At 56.3% G+C, this 18,562-nt stretch carries 15 protein-coding genes and 1 pseudogene; 8 read left to right on the top strand and 8 right to left on the bottom strand.

Annotated features, from left to right (window positions below; translation table 11 throughout):
• Positions 1–111: 111 nt before the first annotated feature.
• The gene (gene secA / locus ROLI_RS21230) at positions 112–2,817 is read left to right on the top strand and encodes a preprotein translocase subunit SecA (protein WP_187428431.1); all 2,706 of its coding nucleotides are present in this window, start codon (positions 112–114) and stop codon (positions 2,815–2,817) included.
• 160 nt (positions 2,818–2,977) lie between these two features.
• A complete protein-coding gene (locus ROLI_RS21225; RefSeq protein ID WP_187428430.1) occupies positions 2,978–4,528 on the top strand; it encodes a substrate-binding domain-containing protein in 1,551 nt (516 codons plus the stop codon).
• Positions 4,529–4,673: 145 nt separating this feature from the next.
• On the opposite strand, the gene dnaJ is transcribed toward ROLI_RS21225, so the two are convergent.
• Positions 4,674–5,834: a molecular chaperone DnaJ gene (gene dnaJ, locus ROLI_RS21220; RefSeq protein WP_187428429.1), complete on the bottom strand. Its 1,161-nt coding sequence runs from the start codon at positions 5,832–5,834 to the stop codon at positions 4,674–4,676.
• Between the two features lie 77 nt (positions 5,835–5,911).
• Positions 5,912–7,825 carry a molecular chaperone DnaK gene (dnaK, locus tag ROLI_RS21215; protein WP_187428428.1) on the bottom strand — a complete coding sequence of 638 codons (1,914 nt, stop codon included), beginning with the start codon at positions 7,823–7,825 and terminating at the stop codon, positions 5,912–5,914.
• 210 nt (positions 7,826–8,035) lie between these two features.
• Between dnaK and ROLI_RS21210 the strand changes: the two genes are divergently transcribed.
• The 5 genes from ROLI_RS21210 (at position 8,036) to galE (ending at position 12,439) form a co-directional block, all read left to right on the top strand.
• Positions 8,036–8,641 (top strand): alpha-ketoglutarate-dependent dioxygenase AlkB, encoded by a 606-nt coding sequence (locus tag ROLI_RS21210; protein ID WP_187428427.1) that lies wholly within the window; start codon positions 8,036–8,038, stop codon positions 8,639–8,641.
• Between the two features lie 131 nt (positions 8,642–8,772).
• A complete protein-coding gene (gene cysQ / locus ROLI_RS21205) occupies positions 8,773–9,573 on the top strand; it encodes a 3'(2'),5'-bisphosphate nucleotidase CysQ (protein ID WP_187428426.1) in 801 nt (266 codons plus the stop codon).
• Entirely contained in the window at positions 9,573–10,373 is an 801-nt protein-coding gene (locus ROLI_RS21200) for a 3-deoxy-manno-octulosonate cytidylyltransferase (protein WP_187428425.1), read from the top strand. The genes cysQ and ROLI_RS21200 overlap by 1 nt, the downstream gene beginning before the upstream one ends.
• A 245-nt stretch (positions 10,374–10,618) precedes the next feature.
• Entirely contained in the window at positions 10,619–11,437 is an 819-nt protein-coding gene (locus ROLI_RS21195; protein WP_187428424.1) for a UTP--glucose-1-phosphate uridylyltransferase, read from the top strand.
• A gap of 18 nt (positions 11,438–11,455) precedes the next feature.
• Positions 11,456–12,439 carry a UDP-glucose 4-epimerase GalE gene (galE, locus tag ROLI_RS21190; RefSeq protein WP_187428423.1) on the top strand — a complete coding sequence of 328 codons (984 nt, stop codon included), beginning with the start codon at positions 11,456–11,458 and terminating at the stop codon, positions 12,437–12,439.
• Between the two features lie 627 nt (positions 12,440–13,066).
• On the opposite strand, the gene ROLI_RS21185 is transcribed toward galE, so the two are convergent.
• Positions 13,067–13,345 carry a helix-turn-helix domain-containing protein gene (locus ROLI_RS21185; RefSeq protein ID WP_187428422.1) on the bottom strand — a complete coding sequence of 93 codons (279 nt, stop codon included), beginning with the start codon at positions 13,343–13,345 and terminating at the stop codon, positions 13,067–13,069.
• Between the two features lie 121 nt (positions 13,346–13,466).
• Here ROLI_RS21185 and ROLI_RS23900 point away from each other — a divergent pair.
• Positions 13,467–13,643 (top strand): annotated as a pseudogene (locus tag ROLI_RS23900) (hypothetical protein); the annotation flags it as partial.
• Between the two features lie 75 nt (positions 13,644–13,718).
• Here ROLI_RS23900 and arfB read toward each other — a convergent pair.
• The 5 genes from arfB to ROLI_RS21160 form a co-directional block, all read right to left on the bottom strand.
• Positions 13,719–14,153 carry an alternative ribosome rescue aminoacyl-tRNA hydrolase ArfB gene (arfB, locus tag ROLI_RS21180; protein ID WP_222869360.1) on the bottom strand — a complete coding sequence of 145 codons (435 nt, stop codon included), beginning with the start codon at positions 14,151–14,153 and terminating at the stop codon, positions 13,719–13,721.
• A gap of 410 nt (positions 14,154–14,563) precedes the next feature.
• The gene (locus ROLI_RS21175; protein ID WP_187428421.1) at positions 14,564–15,184 is read right to left on the bottom strand and encodes a queuosine precursor transporter; all 621 of its coding nucleotides are present in this window, start codon (positions 15,182–15,184) and stop codon (positions 14,564–14,566) included.
• 87 nt (positions 15,185–15,271) lie between these two features.
• Positions 15,272–16,183, bottom strand: a complete 912-nt coding sequence (locus ROLI_RS21170; protein ID WP_187428420.1) for an esterase-like activity of phytase family protein — start codon at positions 16,181–16,183, stop codon at positions 15,272–15,274.
• A complete protein-coding gene (gene mepA, locus ROLI_RS21165; RefSeq protein ID WP_187428419.1) occupies positions 16,162–17,091 on the bottom strand; it encodes a penicillin-insensitive murein endopeptidase in 930 nt (309 codons plus the stop codon). The genes ROLI_RS21170 and mepA overlap by 22 nt, the downstream gene beginning before the upstream one ends.
• Entirely contained in the window at positions 17,088–18,455 is a 1,368-nt protein-coding gene (locus ROLI_RS21160) for an MFS transporter (RefSeq protein ID WP_187428548.1), read from the bottom strand. The genes mepA and ROLI_RS21160 overlap by 4 nt, the downstream gene beginning before the upstream one ends.
• Positions 18,456–18,562: the final 107 nt, after the last annotated feature.

Genomic DNA, 18,562 nt, shown 5'->3' with positions numbered 1-18,562 from the left:
CATCGCCCTATGGGCGCCGCGAGAGTGCTGCGTTCCCTTTCTATTTATGGGCTGTTGCGGGCACGAGCAAGCATATCGGCACCATTCACTAAAACTTCGGCTGGAGAACGCATGCTGGGCATCGGAACACTCGCAAAAAAGGTCTTTGGAACGCCCAATGACCGCAAAGTCAAAGCGACCCGCCCGCTGATCGCCAAGATCAACGCGCTGGAGCCGGAGTTTGAAAAGTTGTCAGATGCCGGACTTTTGGAAAAAACCGAGGAATTCCGCAAACGGGCGCTGGACGGCGAGAGTCTGGATGATTTGCTGCCCGAAGCCTTTGCAAATTGTCGTGAAGCGGCACGGCGCGCCCTGGGTCTGCGGGCCTTTGATACGCAGCTGATCGGTGCCGTTTTCCTGCATGAGGGTAATATCGCCGAGCAGAAGACCGGTGAGGGGAAAACCCTGACGGCAACTTTTGCCGCCTATTTGAATGCGCTCACCGGCAAGGGTGTGCATATCGTCACCGTGAACGAATACCTCGCAAAGCGCGACTCGGCCTGGATGGGGCAGGTCTTCGCCGCTCTGGGTCTGAGCACGGGCGTTGCACATGGTGAGATGACCGAGGAGGCCAAGCGCGACGCCTACGCCAGCGACATAACCTATGCCACGAACAATGAGCTTGGGTTTGATTACCTGCGCGACAACATGAAATCCGAGCTCAGCCAGATTTTTCAAAAGAACCACAATTATGCGATTGTGGATGAGGTCGATTCGATTCTGATCGACGAGGCGCGCACGCCCCTGATCATTTCCGGCCCGTCACAGGACCGTTCCGAGATGTATAAGGTCATCGATGTCGTCATCCCCGAGCTCAAGGATGATCATTTCGAATTGGACGAAAAAACCCGTAACGTCACCTTCAGTGACGAGGGCAATGAGTTTCTTGAGGAAATCCTGCACGGGCGCGGGCTACTCGAAGAGGGCCAGACCCTTTATGATCCCGAGAGCACCACAATTGTGCATCACGTCAACCAGGGCCTGCGCGCGCATAAGCTGTTTCAGCGCGACAAGGATTACATCGTGCGCGACGGTGAGGTTGTCCTGATCGACGAATTCACCGGTCGGATGATGGCGGGGCGGCGCCTGTCCGACGGGCTGCATCAGGCAATCGAGGCCAAGGAAAACGTTGGGATCAAGCCGGAAAACGTGACGCTGGCTTCGGTGACCTTCCAGAACTATTTCCGTCTTTATGACAAGCTGGCCGGGATGACCGGGACGGCGCTGACCGAGGCTGAGGAGTTTCAGGAAATCTATGGGCTTGGTGTGCTCGAAGTGCCCACCAATAAACCCATCGCGCGGGTGGATGACGACGATCAGGTCTACCGCACGGTGCGCGAGAAATATGAGGCGATGCTGGAGCAGATCAAGGAAAGCCACGCCAAGGGTCAGCCTGCTCTGGTCGGGACTACGTCGATTGAAAAATCCGAGGCGCTGAGCCAATTGCTCACCGACGCCGGGATCAAGCACAACGTTTTGAATGCGCGCCAGCACGAGCAGGAAGCGCAAATCGTCGCGGATGCCGGTAAATTCGGTGCGGTCACAATTGCGACCAACATGGCGGGGCGCGGCACCGATATTCAATTGGGCGGCAACGTCGATATGCAGGTGATGGACGCGATTGCAGCCGACCCCGACGCCGATCCCGAAGCCCTGCGCAGGCAGATCGAGGCGCAACACGCCAGCGAGAAACAAAAGGTCATCGAGGCGGGCGGGCTTTATGTCCTGGCCTCTGAGCGCCACGAAAGTCGGCGGATCGACAACCAGCTGCGCGGTCGCTCGGGTCGCCAGGGCGATCCGGGGCGTTCGTCTTTCTATCTGAGTCTTGAAGATGATCTGATGCGTATTTTCGGCTCCGAGCGTCTTGAAAAAGTCCTGACAACCCTGGGTTTGAAAGAAGGCGAATCCATTGTCCACCCTTGGGTGAATAAGTCGCTGGAACGCGCGCAGGCCAAGGTCGAAGGGCGCAACTTTGACATTCGCAAGCAATTGTTGAAATTCGATGATGTGATGAATGAACAGCGCAAGGTGATCTTCACGCAGCGCCGCGACATCATGGAGGCGGCTGACCTCTCCGAGATCACCAAAGACATGCGGCACCAGGTTATTGATGATGTGATTGACCAATATTTGCCACCCAATACCTATGCGGATCAATGGGACGGCGAGGGTCTCTATCAGGCTGCCAAGGAACAATTGGGCGTTGATCTGCCGGTTGCTGATTGGGTCGAAGAAGAAGGTGTGGATGACGATGCCATCCGTGAACGCCTGATTGCGGCCACGGACACCTATATGACGGAAAAAGCTGCGCAATTTGGCTCCGAAAACATGCGCAATATCGAAAAGCAACTGCTGTTACAGGCGATTGATACCAAATGGCGCGAGCATCTTTTGACGCTTGAGCATTTGCGGTCCGTTGTCGGTTTCCGAGGCTATGCGCAACGCGACCCGCTCAATGAATACAAGAACGAATCCTTCCAGCTGTTCGAAAGCATGCTCGACAGTTTGCGCGAAGATGTGACGCAAAAACTCTCCCAGATCAGACCTTTGACGGAACAAGAGCAACAAGAAATGCTGCAACAACTGCGCGCACAACAGGCCGCTGCGCAGCAAGTTTCGCCCGTTGTTGCGTCCGATGCAGTGACCCCTGCCAGCGGCGATGCGATCGCGGGTTTCGTTGAGGACGACCCATCGACATGGGGCAATCCGGGCAGGAACGAAGAATGCCCCTGCGGCTCAGGCAAGAAGTTCAAACATTGCCATGGGCGCCTGATTTAGCGGATATTTTTGTCCGATAGAGGCCCAAGAAGCCGATGTTATGCGTGATATCTTTGACTCAGGAACCCCGCGCCTGTGGTTTGGTCGATTTTGAGGTGTTGAATTATCCGCCTTGAAACCCGAGAGTCGTACCGATGCACACTGTGGCGGGGCAACCGAAATGATCAAAGGCTCTTGGGCGGCGCTCGTTTTGTGTCTTGTGGTGCAGGTGGGGTGGGCTCAGGATGTGACGCTGAGTTCTCGAGATGGCAAGGTTGAACTGTCCGGCACACTGCTCGGTTTCGACGGTGAATTCTATCGCATGGAAACGATTTACGGTGAATTGACCGTGGACGGTTCGGGCGTGCTCTGCGATGGGCCCGGTTGCCCGAACCTAGAAGATTATGTCGCAGAGTTGAGCATCTCGGGATCTGCCACCATGGGTGCGGTTTTGCTGCCCGCGCTGATCGAGGGTTTTGCCCTGCGCAATGATTATTCCGCCACGCGTGACGTAGAGGATAAGACACATTTTCACTATACATTAACCGATGAGGGTACCCAGAAACGCGTTGCAGTGTTTTACTTCCGGGTTACAAATACAAATGAGGGGTTTGCCGATCTTCTGGCCAATGAGGCCGATATTGTCATGGCCTTGCGTGAAATTCGACCCCAGGAGCAACGCCGCGCTCAGGAAGCCGGGCTGGGCGATATGACCGGCGATCACCGCAGTCTCGTGCTGGCACTCGATGCCATTGTGCCGATCGTTGCCGCCAATAACCCGGTGCGTGAAATTTCGCCAGCGTTTCTGGCGCGGGTGTATGCCGGGCGCATTACCAATTGGTCCGAACTCGGCGGACCTGATGCGCCGATTGTTTTGCATGCTCCAATGCCGAACACAGGACTTGGACAGGCGGTGGAGGATAAAATTATCATCCCGGCGGGTTTGCAGATGTCACCCAACATCACGCGTCATACCCGCGGTGCCGAGCTTTCAAGAGCTGTGGCTGCCGATCCGTTTGCGCTGGGTGTCGCGAGCTTTGCGGAAGTGGGAAATGCAGAAGCTTTGACCTTGGCCGGGTCGTGCGGGCGCGCCTTACGCGCGACACGGCGGTCAATCAAAACAGAGGATTACCCTCTTTCCGCGCCAATGTTTCTCTACCTGCCTGCGCGTCGGCTCTCTAAAATTGTCCGAGAGTTTTTGGCCTTCATGCGCGGTCCGACAGCGCAATTTGTCATAAGACGCGCGGGTTTCGTGGATCAGGCCCCGGAAGAAATTCCAGTGGATGAGCAGGGCAATCGACTGGTGAACGCAATCAGGGCGGCGGGTCCGGAGGTCAGTCTTGTTCAACTGCAAAGGATGATCGAGACGCTGGCACCTATGAAACGCTTGACCACATCATTCCGCTTTGAGTCGGGATCGATCCGGCTGGACGCGCAATCGCGCTCCAATGTTCAGCAATTAGCCCGCGCCCTGGAGCAGGGGCGATATGGTGCACGCGAGATATTATTCGCAGGTTTCAGCGACGGCGAAGGATCCGCGCAGGTTAACAAGGACATCGCGTTGAAGCGGGCCAATGCGGTAAGGCAAGCGGTCATGGATGCTGCTGAAACGGCCGATTTTGATCAACTGCGCCTTGAGGCCGACGCCTTTGGAGAAGCTCTGCCAATGGCGTGTGACGCAAGCGCCTGGGGACGTCAGGTCAACCGCCGCGTCGAGGTTTGGGTACGCTAAGCGGTCGGGTTGGCTTGTCAATGAAAGTCACTGAATCCCCCAGCGGGGTGCCGAGCAGCCTTCGCGCTTAAACCGCTCCTGCAACACCGAACGCCGACCATATGGGTCGGCGTTTCAGTTCCCGGCGATGAAAAGCGAACTCATATCAGCCTTTCATCGAATCCCAAAAGCTTTTTACGTTGGAAAAGAAGCTGGATGTCTCGGGATTGTTATTTTCCGACAGGTCCTCGAATTCGGCGAGCAGTTCTTTCTGCCGCGCCGTCAAATTCACCGGCGTTTCAACGGCCAGTTCTATGAACATATCGCCGAACCCGGCCCCGCGCAGCGCTGGCATCCCCTTGCTGCGCAGACGCATTTGTCGACCGGACTGGCTGCCAGAAGGGATTTGCACCCGACCTCTGCCACCATCAATTGTCGGAACTTCTATTGAGCCGCCCAACGCGGCCTTCGCCATGGAGACGGGAACGCGACAAAAAAGGCTGCTCCCTTCGCGCTGAAACAACTCATGTTCCGCCACATCCAAGAAGATATAGAGATCGCCTGACGGCCCGCCTCGCATACCCGCTTCACCCTCGCCCGACAGCCGGATGCGCGTACCCGTTTCGACACCGGGGGGAATGTTGACGTTGAGTGAGCGGTCTTTTTCGAGACGGCCAGCACCCTGACAAGATTTGCAGGGATTCTTGATGATCTGACCGAGACCCGAACATGTCGGGCAGGTGCGTTCAACCGTGAAAAAACCCTGTTGTGCTCGTACCTTACCCATGCCTGAGCATGTCGGGCAGGAGGTTGGCTCCGCGCCGCCTTCTGCGCCAGATCCTTTGCAGGCGTCACAGCTCACCGAAGCCGGCACGTTGATCGTCTTTTGCAGGCCGGAAAAAGCTTCCTCTAGCGTGATGCGCAGATTGTAGCGCAGGTCAGACCCACGTGCGGCGCGTCGTCCGCCGCCGCCGCGCTGCTGGCCACCCATGAAATCGCCGAAAAGATCGTCAAAAACATCGGAAAACGCCGAACCGAAATCACCTTGCCCGCCGCCGCTAAATCCGCCACCGGGTCGCCCGCCACCGCCGCCCATTCCGCCCTCAAAGGCGGCGTGGCCATATCGATCATAAGCGGCCTTCTTATCCGCGTCTTTCAGGACTTCGTAAGCCTCATTGGCCTCTTTGAACTGTGCTTCGGCCTTGGGATTATCCGCATTTCGGTCTGGATGAAGTTCTTTGGCCTTCGTGCGATAGCCTTTTTTGATTTCCTCTGCGCTTGCACCTTTGGCAATGCCGAGCACGTCATAATAATCACGTTTCGCCATTCGAAATATCCCCTCGTTGGAACGTGAGAGGCCGACCCGAAGGTCGGCCAATGCAGTGGTTCCGGGTTAAACGCAATTTACGCGCGCTTGTTATCATCGTCGAGATCTTCGAACTCGGCATCCACAATGTCATCATCCCCATCGCGCGGCTCGTCAGCTGCATGAGGCGCATCGTCACCCTCGTCCTGGGACGCCTTATAGATCGCCTCGCCCAGCTTCATCGCCGCTTCGGTGACGTTCTGGATGCCAGATTTGATCTTATCGGCATTTTCAGTTTCCAGCTCGTCCTTCAGCGCAGCAATGGCCAGTTCAATGGCCTCAACCGTGGTTGGATCAACCTTGTCGGAATGCTCCTCGACAGATTTCTCTGTCGAATGGATGAGGCTTTCCGCCTGGTTTTTCGCTTCGATCAACTCGCGGCGCTCTTTATCCGATTCCGCGTTCTCTTCGGCATCCTTGACCATTTTTTCGATGTCGTCATCAGACAGACCGCCCGACGCCTGGATCGTGATCTTCTGTTCCTTCATGGTGCCTTTATCCATCGCGCCCACGGAAACAATCCCGTTGGCGTCAATGTCAAAAGTCACTTCGATCTGTGGCATACCGCGTGGTGCAGGCGGGATGCTTTCCAGATTGAACGCACCGAGGATTTTATTATCCGACGCCATTTCACGCTCGCCCTGGAAAACACGGATCGTCACGGCGTTCTGGTTGTCTTCGGCGGTCGAGAAGATTTGCGACTTCTTGGTCGGGATCGTTGTGTTGCGGTCGATCAAACGTGTGAACACGCCGCCGAGCGTTTCAATACCCAAGGACAGCGGGGTCACATCAAGCAGCACAACATCCTTGACGTCGCCTTGCAGAACACCGGCCTGAATGGCGGCACCCATGGCGACAACCTCGTCTGGGTTCACGCCTTTATGGGGTTCCTTACCAAAGAACTTGGTCACTTCTTCGACGACTTTTGGCATGCGTGTCATACCACCGACCAGAACGACCTCGTCGATATCCGAGGGCGACAGTTTCGCGTCTTTCAATGCCGCTGCGCAGGGCTTCATCGACGCCTTGATCAGATCGCCCACGAGACTTTCCAGCTTGGAGCGGGTCAGCTTCATGACCATGTGCAGCGGCTGGCCGTTTGCGCCCATGGAAATGAACGGCTGGTTGATCTCAGTCTGGCTGGAGCTGGACAGCTCGATTTTGGCTTTTTCGGCGGCTTCCTTCAACCGCTGCAACGCCATTTTATCCTGCGTCAGATCAACCGAATGTTCTTTTTTGAACGCATCCGCGAGGTAATTCACGATGCGCATGTCGAAGTCTTCACCACCGAGAAAGGTATCCCCATTGGTGGATTTCACCTCAAAAAGACCATCGTCGATTTCCAGAATCGTTACGTCAAATGTACCGCCACCAAGGTCATACACCGCGATGGTCTGGGTTTGCTCTTTGTCCAGACCATAGGCCAGCGCCGCAGCAGTTGGCTCGTTGATGATCCGCAACACTTCGAGACCGGCGATTTTACCGGCGTCTTTGGTGGCCTGACGTTGGGCGTCGTTGAAATACGCAGGCACGGTGATAACTGCTTGCGTGACGTCCTCGCCGAGATAGCTCTCAGCTGTTTCTTTCATCTTGCCGAGGATGAACGCGGAAATCTGCGACGGGGAGTATTTCTCACCCTTGGCTTCGACCCAGGCATCGCCGTTGCCGCCATCAATGACGTTGAACGGCATGTTTTTCTTGTCCTTGGCCAGATCCGCATCGTCAAAACGACGCCCGATCAAACGTTTCACACCAAAAACAGTGTTTTCAGGGTTGGTGACGGCTTGCCGTTTCGCGGGCTGACCCACGAGGCGCTCGTCATCCGTAAAGGCGACGATGGACGGTGTCGTCCGTGCCCCTTCGGAGTTTTCAATTACACGCGGTTGGCTGCCGTCCATAATGGAAATGCAGCTGTTGGTGGTTCCCAGGTCGATACCTATGACTTTGGCCATTTTTAGATCCCTCATTTATTCAAGGCGATGACACGGAGCATATGGCCCGTTATGGCGCCGCTGCCCCGATCTCAATTCACATGAAGCAGGTCGCTTCAAGCGGTTCGCAGCGTATATAAGGAGAGGCCGCCTGCGCTGCAACCTTTTGAAACGTCTTCGATAGGGATTCTTGTGGCAATTTGGGCGTAATTCGAGTTTCGCGAGGCTGCCATGAGCGTTTTGAAGGTGTCAGGGTTTGAAATTCATAAGGCCTATCTCTCAACCGAGGCTCAAAATGATCTTCTGAATGACCTGCGCGATGTCGTGCGGATCGCGCCGTTTACTGCGCCCGTGACGCCGGGCGGAAAACCGATGTCGGTCAAGATGACGGCGGCGGGGCCCTATGGGTGGGTTACGGATCACGAGGGCTACCGATATTCGCCGACCCATCCCCTTGGATCGCCTTGGCCGGAAATGCCACAATCCGTGCTGGATATATGGCGTGACGTGACGAGTTTGGCGCAGACCCCGGAGTGTTGTTTGATCAACTACTATGGCGAAGGGGCGCGCATGGGTTTGCACCGCGACAAAGATGAAGCCAGTTTCGAGTGGCCCGTCGTCTCGGTGTCGCTGGGGGATGACGGGCTGTTTCGGATGGGCGGTCGCGCGCGGGGCGACGCGACGCAGTCGATCTGGCTGAATTCGGGCGATGTGGTTGTGATGGGGGGCGCGGCAAGACTGGCCTATCACGGCGTGGATCGGATTCGATTCGGTTCAAGCTCGCTTCTGGCCAAGGGCGGGCGGATCAATCTGACCATGCGTGTGGTGTCAATCTGATCCACGGCGCCAAATATCGGTGCCGCCTCTTGGATCGCCAATACTCTTGCACGGAAATCTTGCCGTTCCGTTAGGGCGGGCGCATAAGGGGCGCGGATTTGCAGAGAAATGACGGTGGAATCGGGAAACTTATGGTTGATTATACGAAATTGGTCGATGTCATGCGCGGGCTGTCACTGGAAGCCGGTGCGTGCATCATGGAGATTTATGAGGCCGATGACTTCGACGTCAAGCTCAAGTCGGACGAAAGCCCGGTGACGGCAGCGGATGAGGCAGCGGATGCGTTGATTTCTGCCGGGCTGCGCGCGGCCTTCCCGGAGATCATGCTCGTGACCGAAGAGCAATCCGCAACCCATAGCACGCAGGGCGATACGTTTTTGATCGTCGACCCACTGGATGGCACCAAGGAATTCATCCACCGGCGTGGCGATTTCACGGTGAACATCGCATTGGTTGAGGGTGGGGTGCCGACCCGTGGTGTCGTCTATGCGCCCGCCAAGGGGCGGATGTTTTACACCGACGCTTCCGGTCAATCGGTTGAGGAAACTGGCGATTTAGCCATCGATCAAACCGGCCCGGTCACGCCGATTTCTGTCTCAGACGCAGATAATGCCGCCTTGATGATCGTTGCCTCGAAATCACACCGGGATCAGGCCACCGATGATTACATCGCCAAATACGCCGTCAAGGACATGAAGAGCGCAGGCTCCTCGCTCAAGTTCTGTCTGGTGGCGACGGGGGAGGCGGATATTTACCCGCGTGTGGGGCGTACGATGGAATGGGACACGGCTGCGGGTCATGCCGTTCTTGCCGGGGCAGGTGGTGCGGTTGTGCGTTTTGATGATCACGCGCCGCTCTTATATGGCAAGGAAGGGTATGAGAATCCCTTCTTCATCGCCTACGCGCCTTCTGTTGTATTGAAAAAAGCTTGATGTCGGTCCTGATCATCATTCCCGCGCGTTTTGCGTCCAGCCGGTATCCCGGAAAACCGCTGGCCGAATTGCGCGGAGCATCGGGCCAATCACGCAGCCTGATCGAACGCAGCTGGCAGGCGGCGCAGGCGGTCAAGGGCGTGGACCGCGTGGTCATTGCGACCGATGATACGCGCATTCAAACAGCGTCGGAGGCTTTTGGTGCGGAGGTTGTCATGACCTCACCCGATTGCACCAATGGCACCGAGCGATGTGCCCAGGCGCATGAAGTATTGGGCGGCGGTTATGATGTCATCGTGAATCTGCAAGGCGATGCGCCTTTGACGCCCCATTGGTTCATAGAAGATCTCGTATCGGGGCTGAACGACGCACCGGGCGCGGAAATTGCCACGCCGGTTTTGCGCTGTGACGGGATGACGCTCAATGGTTTGCTGAACGATCGCAAAGCGGGACGTGTGGGCGGAACGACGGCTGTTTTTGCGCAAAACCGACAGGCGATGTATTTCTCGAAAGAGGTCATTCCCTTTACCTCGCAGCCCTACGGTGCACAGGAGGGTACACCTGTGTTTCACCATGTGGGTGTCTATGCATACCGTCCCGAGGCGCTGGCGGCCTATCCATCCTGGCCTGTTGGGCCGCTTGAAAAGCTCGAAGGGCTTGAGCAGTTGCGGTTCATGGAAAACGGCCGTTCGGTCCTATGTGTGGAAGTTGCCTCCAAGGGGCGGCAGTTCTGGGAATTGAATAACCCCGAAGACGTTCCCAAAATCGAAAAAATGATGCTGGATATGGGGCTGGATTGAGCCAAAGCGGGGGCTCGGGATGCCATTGCGCTTAGAAACAATTAACGGAATTGGCGTATTCCCTGATATAATTCGAAAGATGTTCACGCAATGCGGGAGTTTTCGGCGGTAGACCGCCATAGTTAGGCAATTCGATGGATTGATGCGCGAATTTCATTTAATTGACCGGTTAGTCGTGTTTTTGACGCATTAATTGAATATACCACGAACGTGGCAACGAAGAACTTTGAGGTCGAGGATTATTGATGAAACGTAAAGTGACGAAAGCCATCTTCCCGGTTGCGGGCATGGGCACAAGATTTCTTCCGGCTACGAAATCGGTGCCAAAGGAAATCATGACGTTGGTGGATCGCCCTTTGATTCAATATGCGATTGACGAGGCGCGCGCGGCAGGCATCAAGGAATTCATTTTTGTTACGTCCCGTGGCAAGGGTGCCTTGGAAGATTATTTCGATCATGCACCCCAACTTGAGCAAACTCTTGAAGAAAAGGGAAAAACTGAACTTCTGGAGATTCTTAAGAGCACTAATATGGAGAGTGGTGCGATCGCCTATATGCGCCAGCACAGAGCCTTGGGTCTTGGTCATGCGGTGTGGTGCGCGCGCCGTCTGATTGCGGATGAACCCTTTGCTGTTATCTTGCCGGACGATGTGATTTCCGCGGAAAAACCCTGTCTGCAACAGATGGTTGAAGCCTATGCGGAGACCGGCGGAAACATGGTAGCGGCCATGGAAGTTCCGGTCGAAAAGCCCAAAGCTGAAGAGGCCCCTTCAAACCTGGCTGTAATCGGGCGCTACATTTTGTCGCCTGGGGTATTGACCAATCTGAATAAAATGAAATCCGGTGCGGGCGGTGAGATCCAGTTGACGGATGCCATCGCAACCGAAATCAACAAGAACAAGGATGTTTACGGCTACCGGTTCAGGGGGCAGCGGTTTGATTGCGGGTCCAAATCGGGCTTCTTGCAGGCGACCGTGGCATTTGGCCTTCAACGTAAAGAATTGCATGATGACCTGTGGGACTATCTGAACGAGACGGTCAACATGGGCAAAGCGGCTGAGTAAAGATCAATAGGAATGTCGGTGAATAATGTATTGGTCACAGGCGGTGCCGGGTATATCGGATCGCATGCCTGTAAGGCGCTTAGAGCTGCCGGTTTTACACCGGTTACTTTTGATAATCTGATCACGGGTTGGCAGGATGCGGTGAAATTCGGTCCTCTCGAGCAGGGTGACTTGCTGGATCGGGCGCGTCTGGACGCGGTATTTGCGCAATATCGACCTGTGGCGGTCATGCATTTCGCAGCACTCAGCCAGGTCGGCGAGAGCATGCAGGATCCCGGCAGCTACTGGCGCAATAACGTGTCCGGTTCCCTGACGCTGATTGAGGCGGCCGTCGCGGCGCAATGTCTGAATTTCGTTTTTTCCTCTACTTGCGCCACTTATGGTGACCAGGACAACGTCGTCCTCGATGAAAACAGCGCGCAATATCCGATCAATGCTTATGGTGCGTCCAAACGCGCGATTGAGGATATTCTGAAGGATTTTGAGCCGGCGCACGGGTTGCGGCATGTCATTTTCCGTTATTTCAACGTGGCCGGCGCGGATCCCGAAGGGGAGGTCGGCGAATTCCACCGGCCGGAAACACATCTCATCCCCGTGCTGTTGGATGCAATAGACGGCAAGCGCGATGCTCTGACGATCCATGGCACCGACTATCCAACGCCCGACGGCACTTGTATTCGGGACTATGTGCACGTTTGTGATCTGGTGGATGCCCATGTGCTTGGTCTGAAATGGTTGCTGGCGGGCAAGGCAAGTCAGGTGTTTAACCTCGGCACAGGGTCGGGATTTTCGGTGCGCGAAGTCATGGACCATTCCCGGGAAGTGACCAACCGCAAAGTCCCCTTCGCGGAAGGCCCCCGCCGCCCCGGTGATTGCACCAAATTGGTATCCGGATCAACGCGGGCCGAAACGGATCTGGGCTGGCGGCCTGAACGTTCGACCCTGAAGGATATGATCACGGATGCATGGCGTTGGCACCAGAGCGGTCATTACAATCGGTAACAGGCCTTCGACCGGGGCCAAGACCGTCGGTGTCCTGCTGCGGGGCCCGTCCGACGTCTCCCTCGGGTCTGCGAAAGCGAGTTACAAGACGGCGTGCTTCGGGATCGATTGGCTGACGTGGTTGATGGTGCGGCATGAGCCCGAGCATTAGGCCCTCTGTGCGGTCGCAGATGAATTGTTGATTATCCCGACATAGGAATGTCAGATTTACGCATAACGCGTTACCGCGCGGGTTGAACCGAACCTATTGGGGTTTTTCAGGATCACGGTGAAGCGTCTACCAGCTAAGTGACATTCGTCTGGCCAAGCCGCTGTTCGAACAGCATTAAATCGCCTTCCCAGTGGTCGAACTGGCGGCGATGGGCGATACCATCTACTTTCCGACAGGGTGTTGCGCAACAATATTCCGAAAAGGAGGGTAAGCAAGATGCTGGTATTATTAATAAATTTGTGCTTATAACGTTTGTGAGTATGGCGCGGTGTGCGGTTCTTTCGGTGCAGCGGCTGATACCGTCAGAGTTTATGCGCCATACCATTTTTTGGAATGGATGTACCGGTAAATCGCCTCCTGACAGGCGCGCAACGTCGCGCCGTCGTGAACCAAGCGTTCAGGTGTCCAACCGTTCTTCAGCCACCGATAACGTCTTTGCACAGTTCGCGGCATTTAATCAGCTTGCGTTCCCGCGCATGGCGACGTGCCATCATCTGATGCGCTGCATCTCCGTCGTAACCTGCATATTCGGGCATGCTTTCATTGGTGTATCCGTTGCGTTTAATGTCATGATAGATCGTCGCGCGATAGCGCTTCAACACACGCGCCATCTCATTAACAGGGACCCTTGCGTGTCTCCAGCGTTCAGTTTTGCGCCGTTCTGTGATGCTAAGTTGAGCGTAAGTAGCTCCCATTTCGATTCCTTTTGTCAGATAAACCACCGTTTTTCAAAAGAGTCCTAGTTGAGGGTGGCGCGCACCAGAGTGAGCGAAATTTGATCTGAAACACGCCTGAGCGCAGGCACGTTTTCAGCTTGGACCGTGTGAAAATCAGGCGGACGTTGAGGAGGCTTCAAGAGATCCAAATGCGCAGGCCCATGTGATCAACGGCACCTGGACAGTACCTCTGGTCAAATCGAACATCGGATCTGCGGATCTGCGGAAGTGCGCAACCGGGCGGATCAGTTTCGAAGCGTTGAGCAGAATTTTCTGAACCGATTTCAGTTTGAAGAGGTGCTACCCTCCAGACATCTGCGGATTTCGCCGTAAGGTGGGCCTTGGGCCACCATTAGTCGTCCGGATCTACACGACCACGCAGGGCTTTCACGTCGCCACGCGTCTTCTTTGCTTTCAAGCGTCGCTTTTTTGACCCAAATGTAGGTTTCGTCGCAATCCTCCGTTTCGGTGCAACAAGCGCTTTCTGGATCAACTCGGCGAGCCGATCGCGTGCAATATCGCGATTCCGGGCCTGGCTACGGGTTTCATCGCACTGAATGACCAATGCGCCTTCGGTCGTCCAGCGTCGCCCAGCCAATCGCTTCAAGCGGACCTTTACGACCTCGCTCAAAGAGGGCGATCTGGCGGCTTCAAACCGAAGTTCGACGGCGGATGACACCTTATTCACATTTTGGCCGCCAGGGCCGGAAGAGCGTATAAAATTCTCGCTCAATTCCCAATCCTGGATGGCGGTTTTATGATCGATTTTCAGCACTTTTAAAATCAACTCCCTGCTTGCCGCTTACCCGCATCACTTCGGTTGTGACAGCCCGTGCAACCGGATGAAACCCGCTCAGGGTTTGGATTCCAATCCAGATTTCAGATCAAGCCTAAAACTGAAAAAGGGCCGCACAGTGATGCGCGGCCCAATCGAATGGTTTAAGGAGGGGGCCGGTTAGACCGACGTCCACTCAAGTGGTCTGCCCGTCAAGGGCTGCCTCAGCAGGCGACCTCCAAAGCTGTTCCGACACCTCGCTCCAATACCTTTCTTGACACTGGATCACCTCCTTTACCTATCTGTTAATGATGAGAAATCTTCGCACAGGTTTTGGAAATAACCAAGTGTTTTTTCATCACAACGTTACCGGAAAAAACCTTGATCACTCAGCCTTCCCCAAAATCCAGGATTTCAGCCGGTTAATGCGCGGGGTTGAGCCGCGCAGTAATCAACCGGAACGGAATGAGAGCGAGCAAAGCCAACCCCAATTTTACCGACCAATCCGCGATTGCCAAGGAAACCCAAAGCGGCGCGGCAGGGCCGAAACCGAGTATGGGCAAAACCTCAGCGGCCCAGCTGACGTCATTGCCCGGTTCCAGGAATACCAGGTTGGCCGAAAAGGCGATGGTAAAGAAAAATGCCGTATCCAACGTGCTGCCGAGCAAGGTTGATGCCAGCGGCGCGCGCCACCAGCTTCCGTTCCTCAAAGCGGAAAACACGGCAACGTCCAACAATTGTGCGCTCAGGAACGCGATGCCCGATCCCAGGGCGATGCGCAGCGTAACCAGAGGTCCGAACTCACCCACGATCTGTGTGCCGATCAGCGAGCATATCAGCCCGACACTAAATCCGACCAGAACCACGCGCCGCGCAGCCTGCGCGCCATAAACCCGGTTCATGATATCCGTGACCAGAAAGGCGAGCGGATAGGTGAAAGCCCCCCAGGTCAGCCATTGGCCAAAGAGGAATTGCACGAGAATATTGGAGGCCACGACGATGGCGGCCATGGCAAGGATGCCGGGAAGGTGGGTGCGGTTCATTTGATTTTCCGTTTTGACAAGGGTGCGGCACTTGGTCTGACGACGCCAGACGCGCGGTTCCTAGGCGCATTTTTGCGCCGGTGCAAGTCAATCCGTAAAGCTATATTCGGTGATTTGCGTATCGATGAAGGTCAGATAATTATTGTCGCTGACCATGGTCAGGCGGGTGGCACCAGAGGTATCGGTCCAAGCCGCCAGCCCTTCGAGGTTACCGTGACGCCTGACCGGGGTTTGCAGGATGATCTCGATGTCCGCAACACCCGTTGGTGTCACATTCATACGCCGGATCTGATTTTGAAAGCCGTAAGGGGTGAATTTCCGCTCCAGAATGTAAAGACGCCCGTCCTGCGCAAAATCCCCCCCGACAACCGAAAACTCTTCCGTGAGCGGGAGGGTAAAAGGCTGCTCCCAGTCCTTCCCCGGCATCCGGCGATAGACCAGTGCCTCATAGGCACCCCGCGACACGCCTTCTGGTATGGTGAACAATGCACCCGCGGGCGACACGGCGACCATCTCCAGCCCCCCGTTTGCGCGCAGCGCCCGCCATGCCGGTGCATAGGATGGCCAGGACGCCCGGCTGTCCAGAGTATCATAGCGCAGGATGCGTTGGGCGTGCTCGAAGGAGACATACAACCGACCCGCCGCATCCAGCGCCAGCCCTTCTGCATCCGTGCGCAAATCCCTCAGGATTTCACCGTCCGAATCGATCAGGGGCCCGGCGCTGGTGATCTCCAGACCCGTGATGTTCTGACCCGCGCGCGTCACTGTGCCGTGAACAAGATAACCGCGATCGCTGACCGCATAAAACCGCTGGCCGTCTGGCGTGAGTTCAAAGCCGGAAAAGCCCCCGAACCAGCGTTCGCCAGGATCCCATTTGATCGTCGAGACGTGCTGTGCAATTTGGTCGGCGGGATTGATGGCCGCGGGCGGGGGATAGAGTGCGATAATCGGGGCGACCGCGACAGCGGTAATGATCGCTATTGCAAGACTGCGGCGCATTGCGCGGGGAGGTCCGCGAGAATGATCTCACGTCGGGGCTTGGGTTTCGCAGCGTTGGGATCGGGCGGCGGCGGGTTCAGGATATTGTTCACCCAGGCCTGCGCATCCGCGCAACCATCCCCTGCTGGCGGGGGCGTTTGGTCAACACAACCGCGCGCACCGCTTGGGCAGGCGAGACGGACGTGAAAATGGTAATGATGCCCATACCAGGGGCGCACCTTGCGCAACCATCCACGGTCCCCTTTTGCGTCATTGCACATCTGTACCTTGGCACCGGGAAAGATGAAAATACGCGCAACACGGGGATCTGATGCGGCCGCCTTGATGATCTCGTGATGCGCCGGTGTCCAGTTGCCATTGACGAATGCGCCTCGGTCGCGCCGCATGGAAATGGAGGAGATGTTTTCCCGCTCGGACGCGGAGAGTCTCAGATTATCGGCAGGTCGTAGCCAGATGTCCGCGTCCAGACCGATCTGATGGCTGGCATGACCCGAGAGCATCGGACCACCGCGCGGCTGGCTCAGATCCCCGACATAAAGGCCGTTCCAGCCCGGTTGCCTCGCCGCCTTGGCACTAAGCTTTTCGACGAAATCCACGGTTTCCGGATGCGCCCAGTTGCGGTTGCGCGACAGCCGCATCGCCTGCCAGGTGGGGCCGGTTTCCGCCAGTTTTGCCGAGCCTGCCAAGCACCCCTTGGCATAGCTGCCAAAGGCTGCGGGTGCTGCGGGTGAGCCGGTCTGTTTGGCGCCAAACAGTTGCTTGGCGGGCTGGCTGGCTTGGGAATGCCCAGATGTGCCGATGGTCGGCAAAATCACCGAGGCTTGCTGTTGGGAGGTCGGCGTGCCGTCCGAACATGCCGAAACAAAAACGCTCAGGGCGGCAATGGTCACAAGAGTGCGTAGGTTCATATCTGGAAATCCCCTTTGGGCTTGACCCACAGTAACAGAATGAGACCGAAAATGAACAGCCCCGCGATAGGGGTCACGCCCAGCCGCTGACTGCCGCTGAGATCGGTGGCCAGCGCGATGAGCGCAGGCGCAATAAAGGAGGTGGCCTTACCCGACAGCGCATAAAGGCCGAAGGCTTCGGTCATGCGTTCCGGGTCGGCCTGATGAGTCATCATATTGCGCGACGATGCCTGCAAGACGCCCCCGGCGGCCCCGATCAGAGCGCCCGCGACATAGAACATGATGTTGGGAAGTGGCGATCCGGAGGCAAGCGAGATGCCCAAAACGGATGTCGGGGTCAGCGAGATGATCAGACCTGACGTCAGGATCAGCACGATACAGCACGCCACGATTATCGGTTTTGGGCCGATCCGCCGGTCAAGGCGTCCGCCAATCCAGCAAAACAATGCACCACTGGTCGCCGCCAAGATGCCAAAAACACCGATTTCGGTGATGGACCAATTCAACACGCCCAATGCGTAAATGCCGCCAAATGTATAAAGCCCGTTCAGCGCGTCACGGTAGAACATCGAGGATCCGAGATAGGCCAGAAGCGAGGGGTGCCGGGGCAACCCTTGCAGCGTGCGCATCAGACCGCGCAGACCATTGCCGAATTCACCGGGAAGCGCGCCAGGCGTCGGGCGATCCCGAGTATAAAGGAAAAACGGGATCATGAAGAGCGCAAACCAAAAGGCAGCCAATGGTCCGACAATCCGTGTGGTTGCGCCGGTTTCAGGATCAAGGCCAAAAGGGGGCGTCAGACCTGCGATGGTACGCCCGGTGTCACCTGTTTGGAAAAACACCAGCATCAAAAGCAATGCAATCACCCCACCCAGATATCCGAAGGCCCAGCCAGATCCCGAAATGCGCCCGCGTTCGCCCGCGTCGTTGTGCAATTCGGGCAGGTAGGCATTCGTGAAAATCGTCGCAAATTCCATCCCGATCAGACCGAGACCAAAAAAGAACAGCGCCCAGAGCACCGAGAAATCCGCAGGCGCCGTCCACCAAAGCGCGCCCGCGCCGACGACATAAAGCGTGGAAAAAAACCAGATCCAAGGGAGCCGTTTGCCCGAGTGGTCCGCAACCGCACCAAGAAGTGGCGCAAGCAAAGCGATGCAAATCCCCGCAATCGTTAGACCATATCCCCAATAGGCTTGCGCCTGTGCCTTGGCGGCGTCGATCTCCATGCCCCCGGCGATGAATGACGCAGTGGCGGTTTGTGCGAAATAGGGCCCGAAAATGAAGGTGAGCAACAATGTGTTGTAAGGCTGGCTGGCCCAGTCAAAAAAATACCACCCCCAGATGCGTTTGCGCGCGCTGATCATCCCAAAGCCTGCTTTGCCATTCGCGCCCAGATAGAGCAGGCTCAGGCGGATCAGGCAAGCACGGCTTTGGACCCTGTGAACCATGATCCGCGCGACAGCCTTGCTTA

It is taken from the genome of Roseobacter fucihabitans, from assembly GCF_014337925.2.
Taxonomy (GTDB): Bacteria; Pseudomonadota; Alphaproteobacteria; order Rhodobacterales; family Rhodobacteraceae; genus Roseobacter; species Roseobacter fucihabitans.
This window is presented reverse-complemented; position numbering and strand designations above follow the sequence as displayed.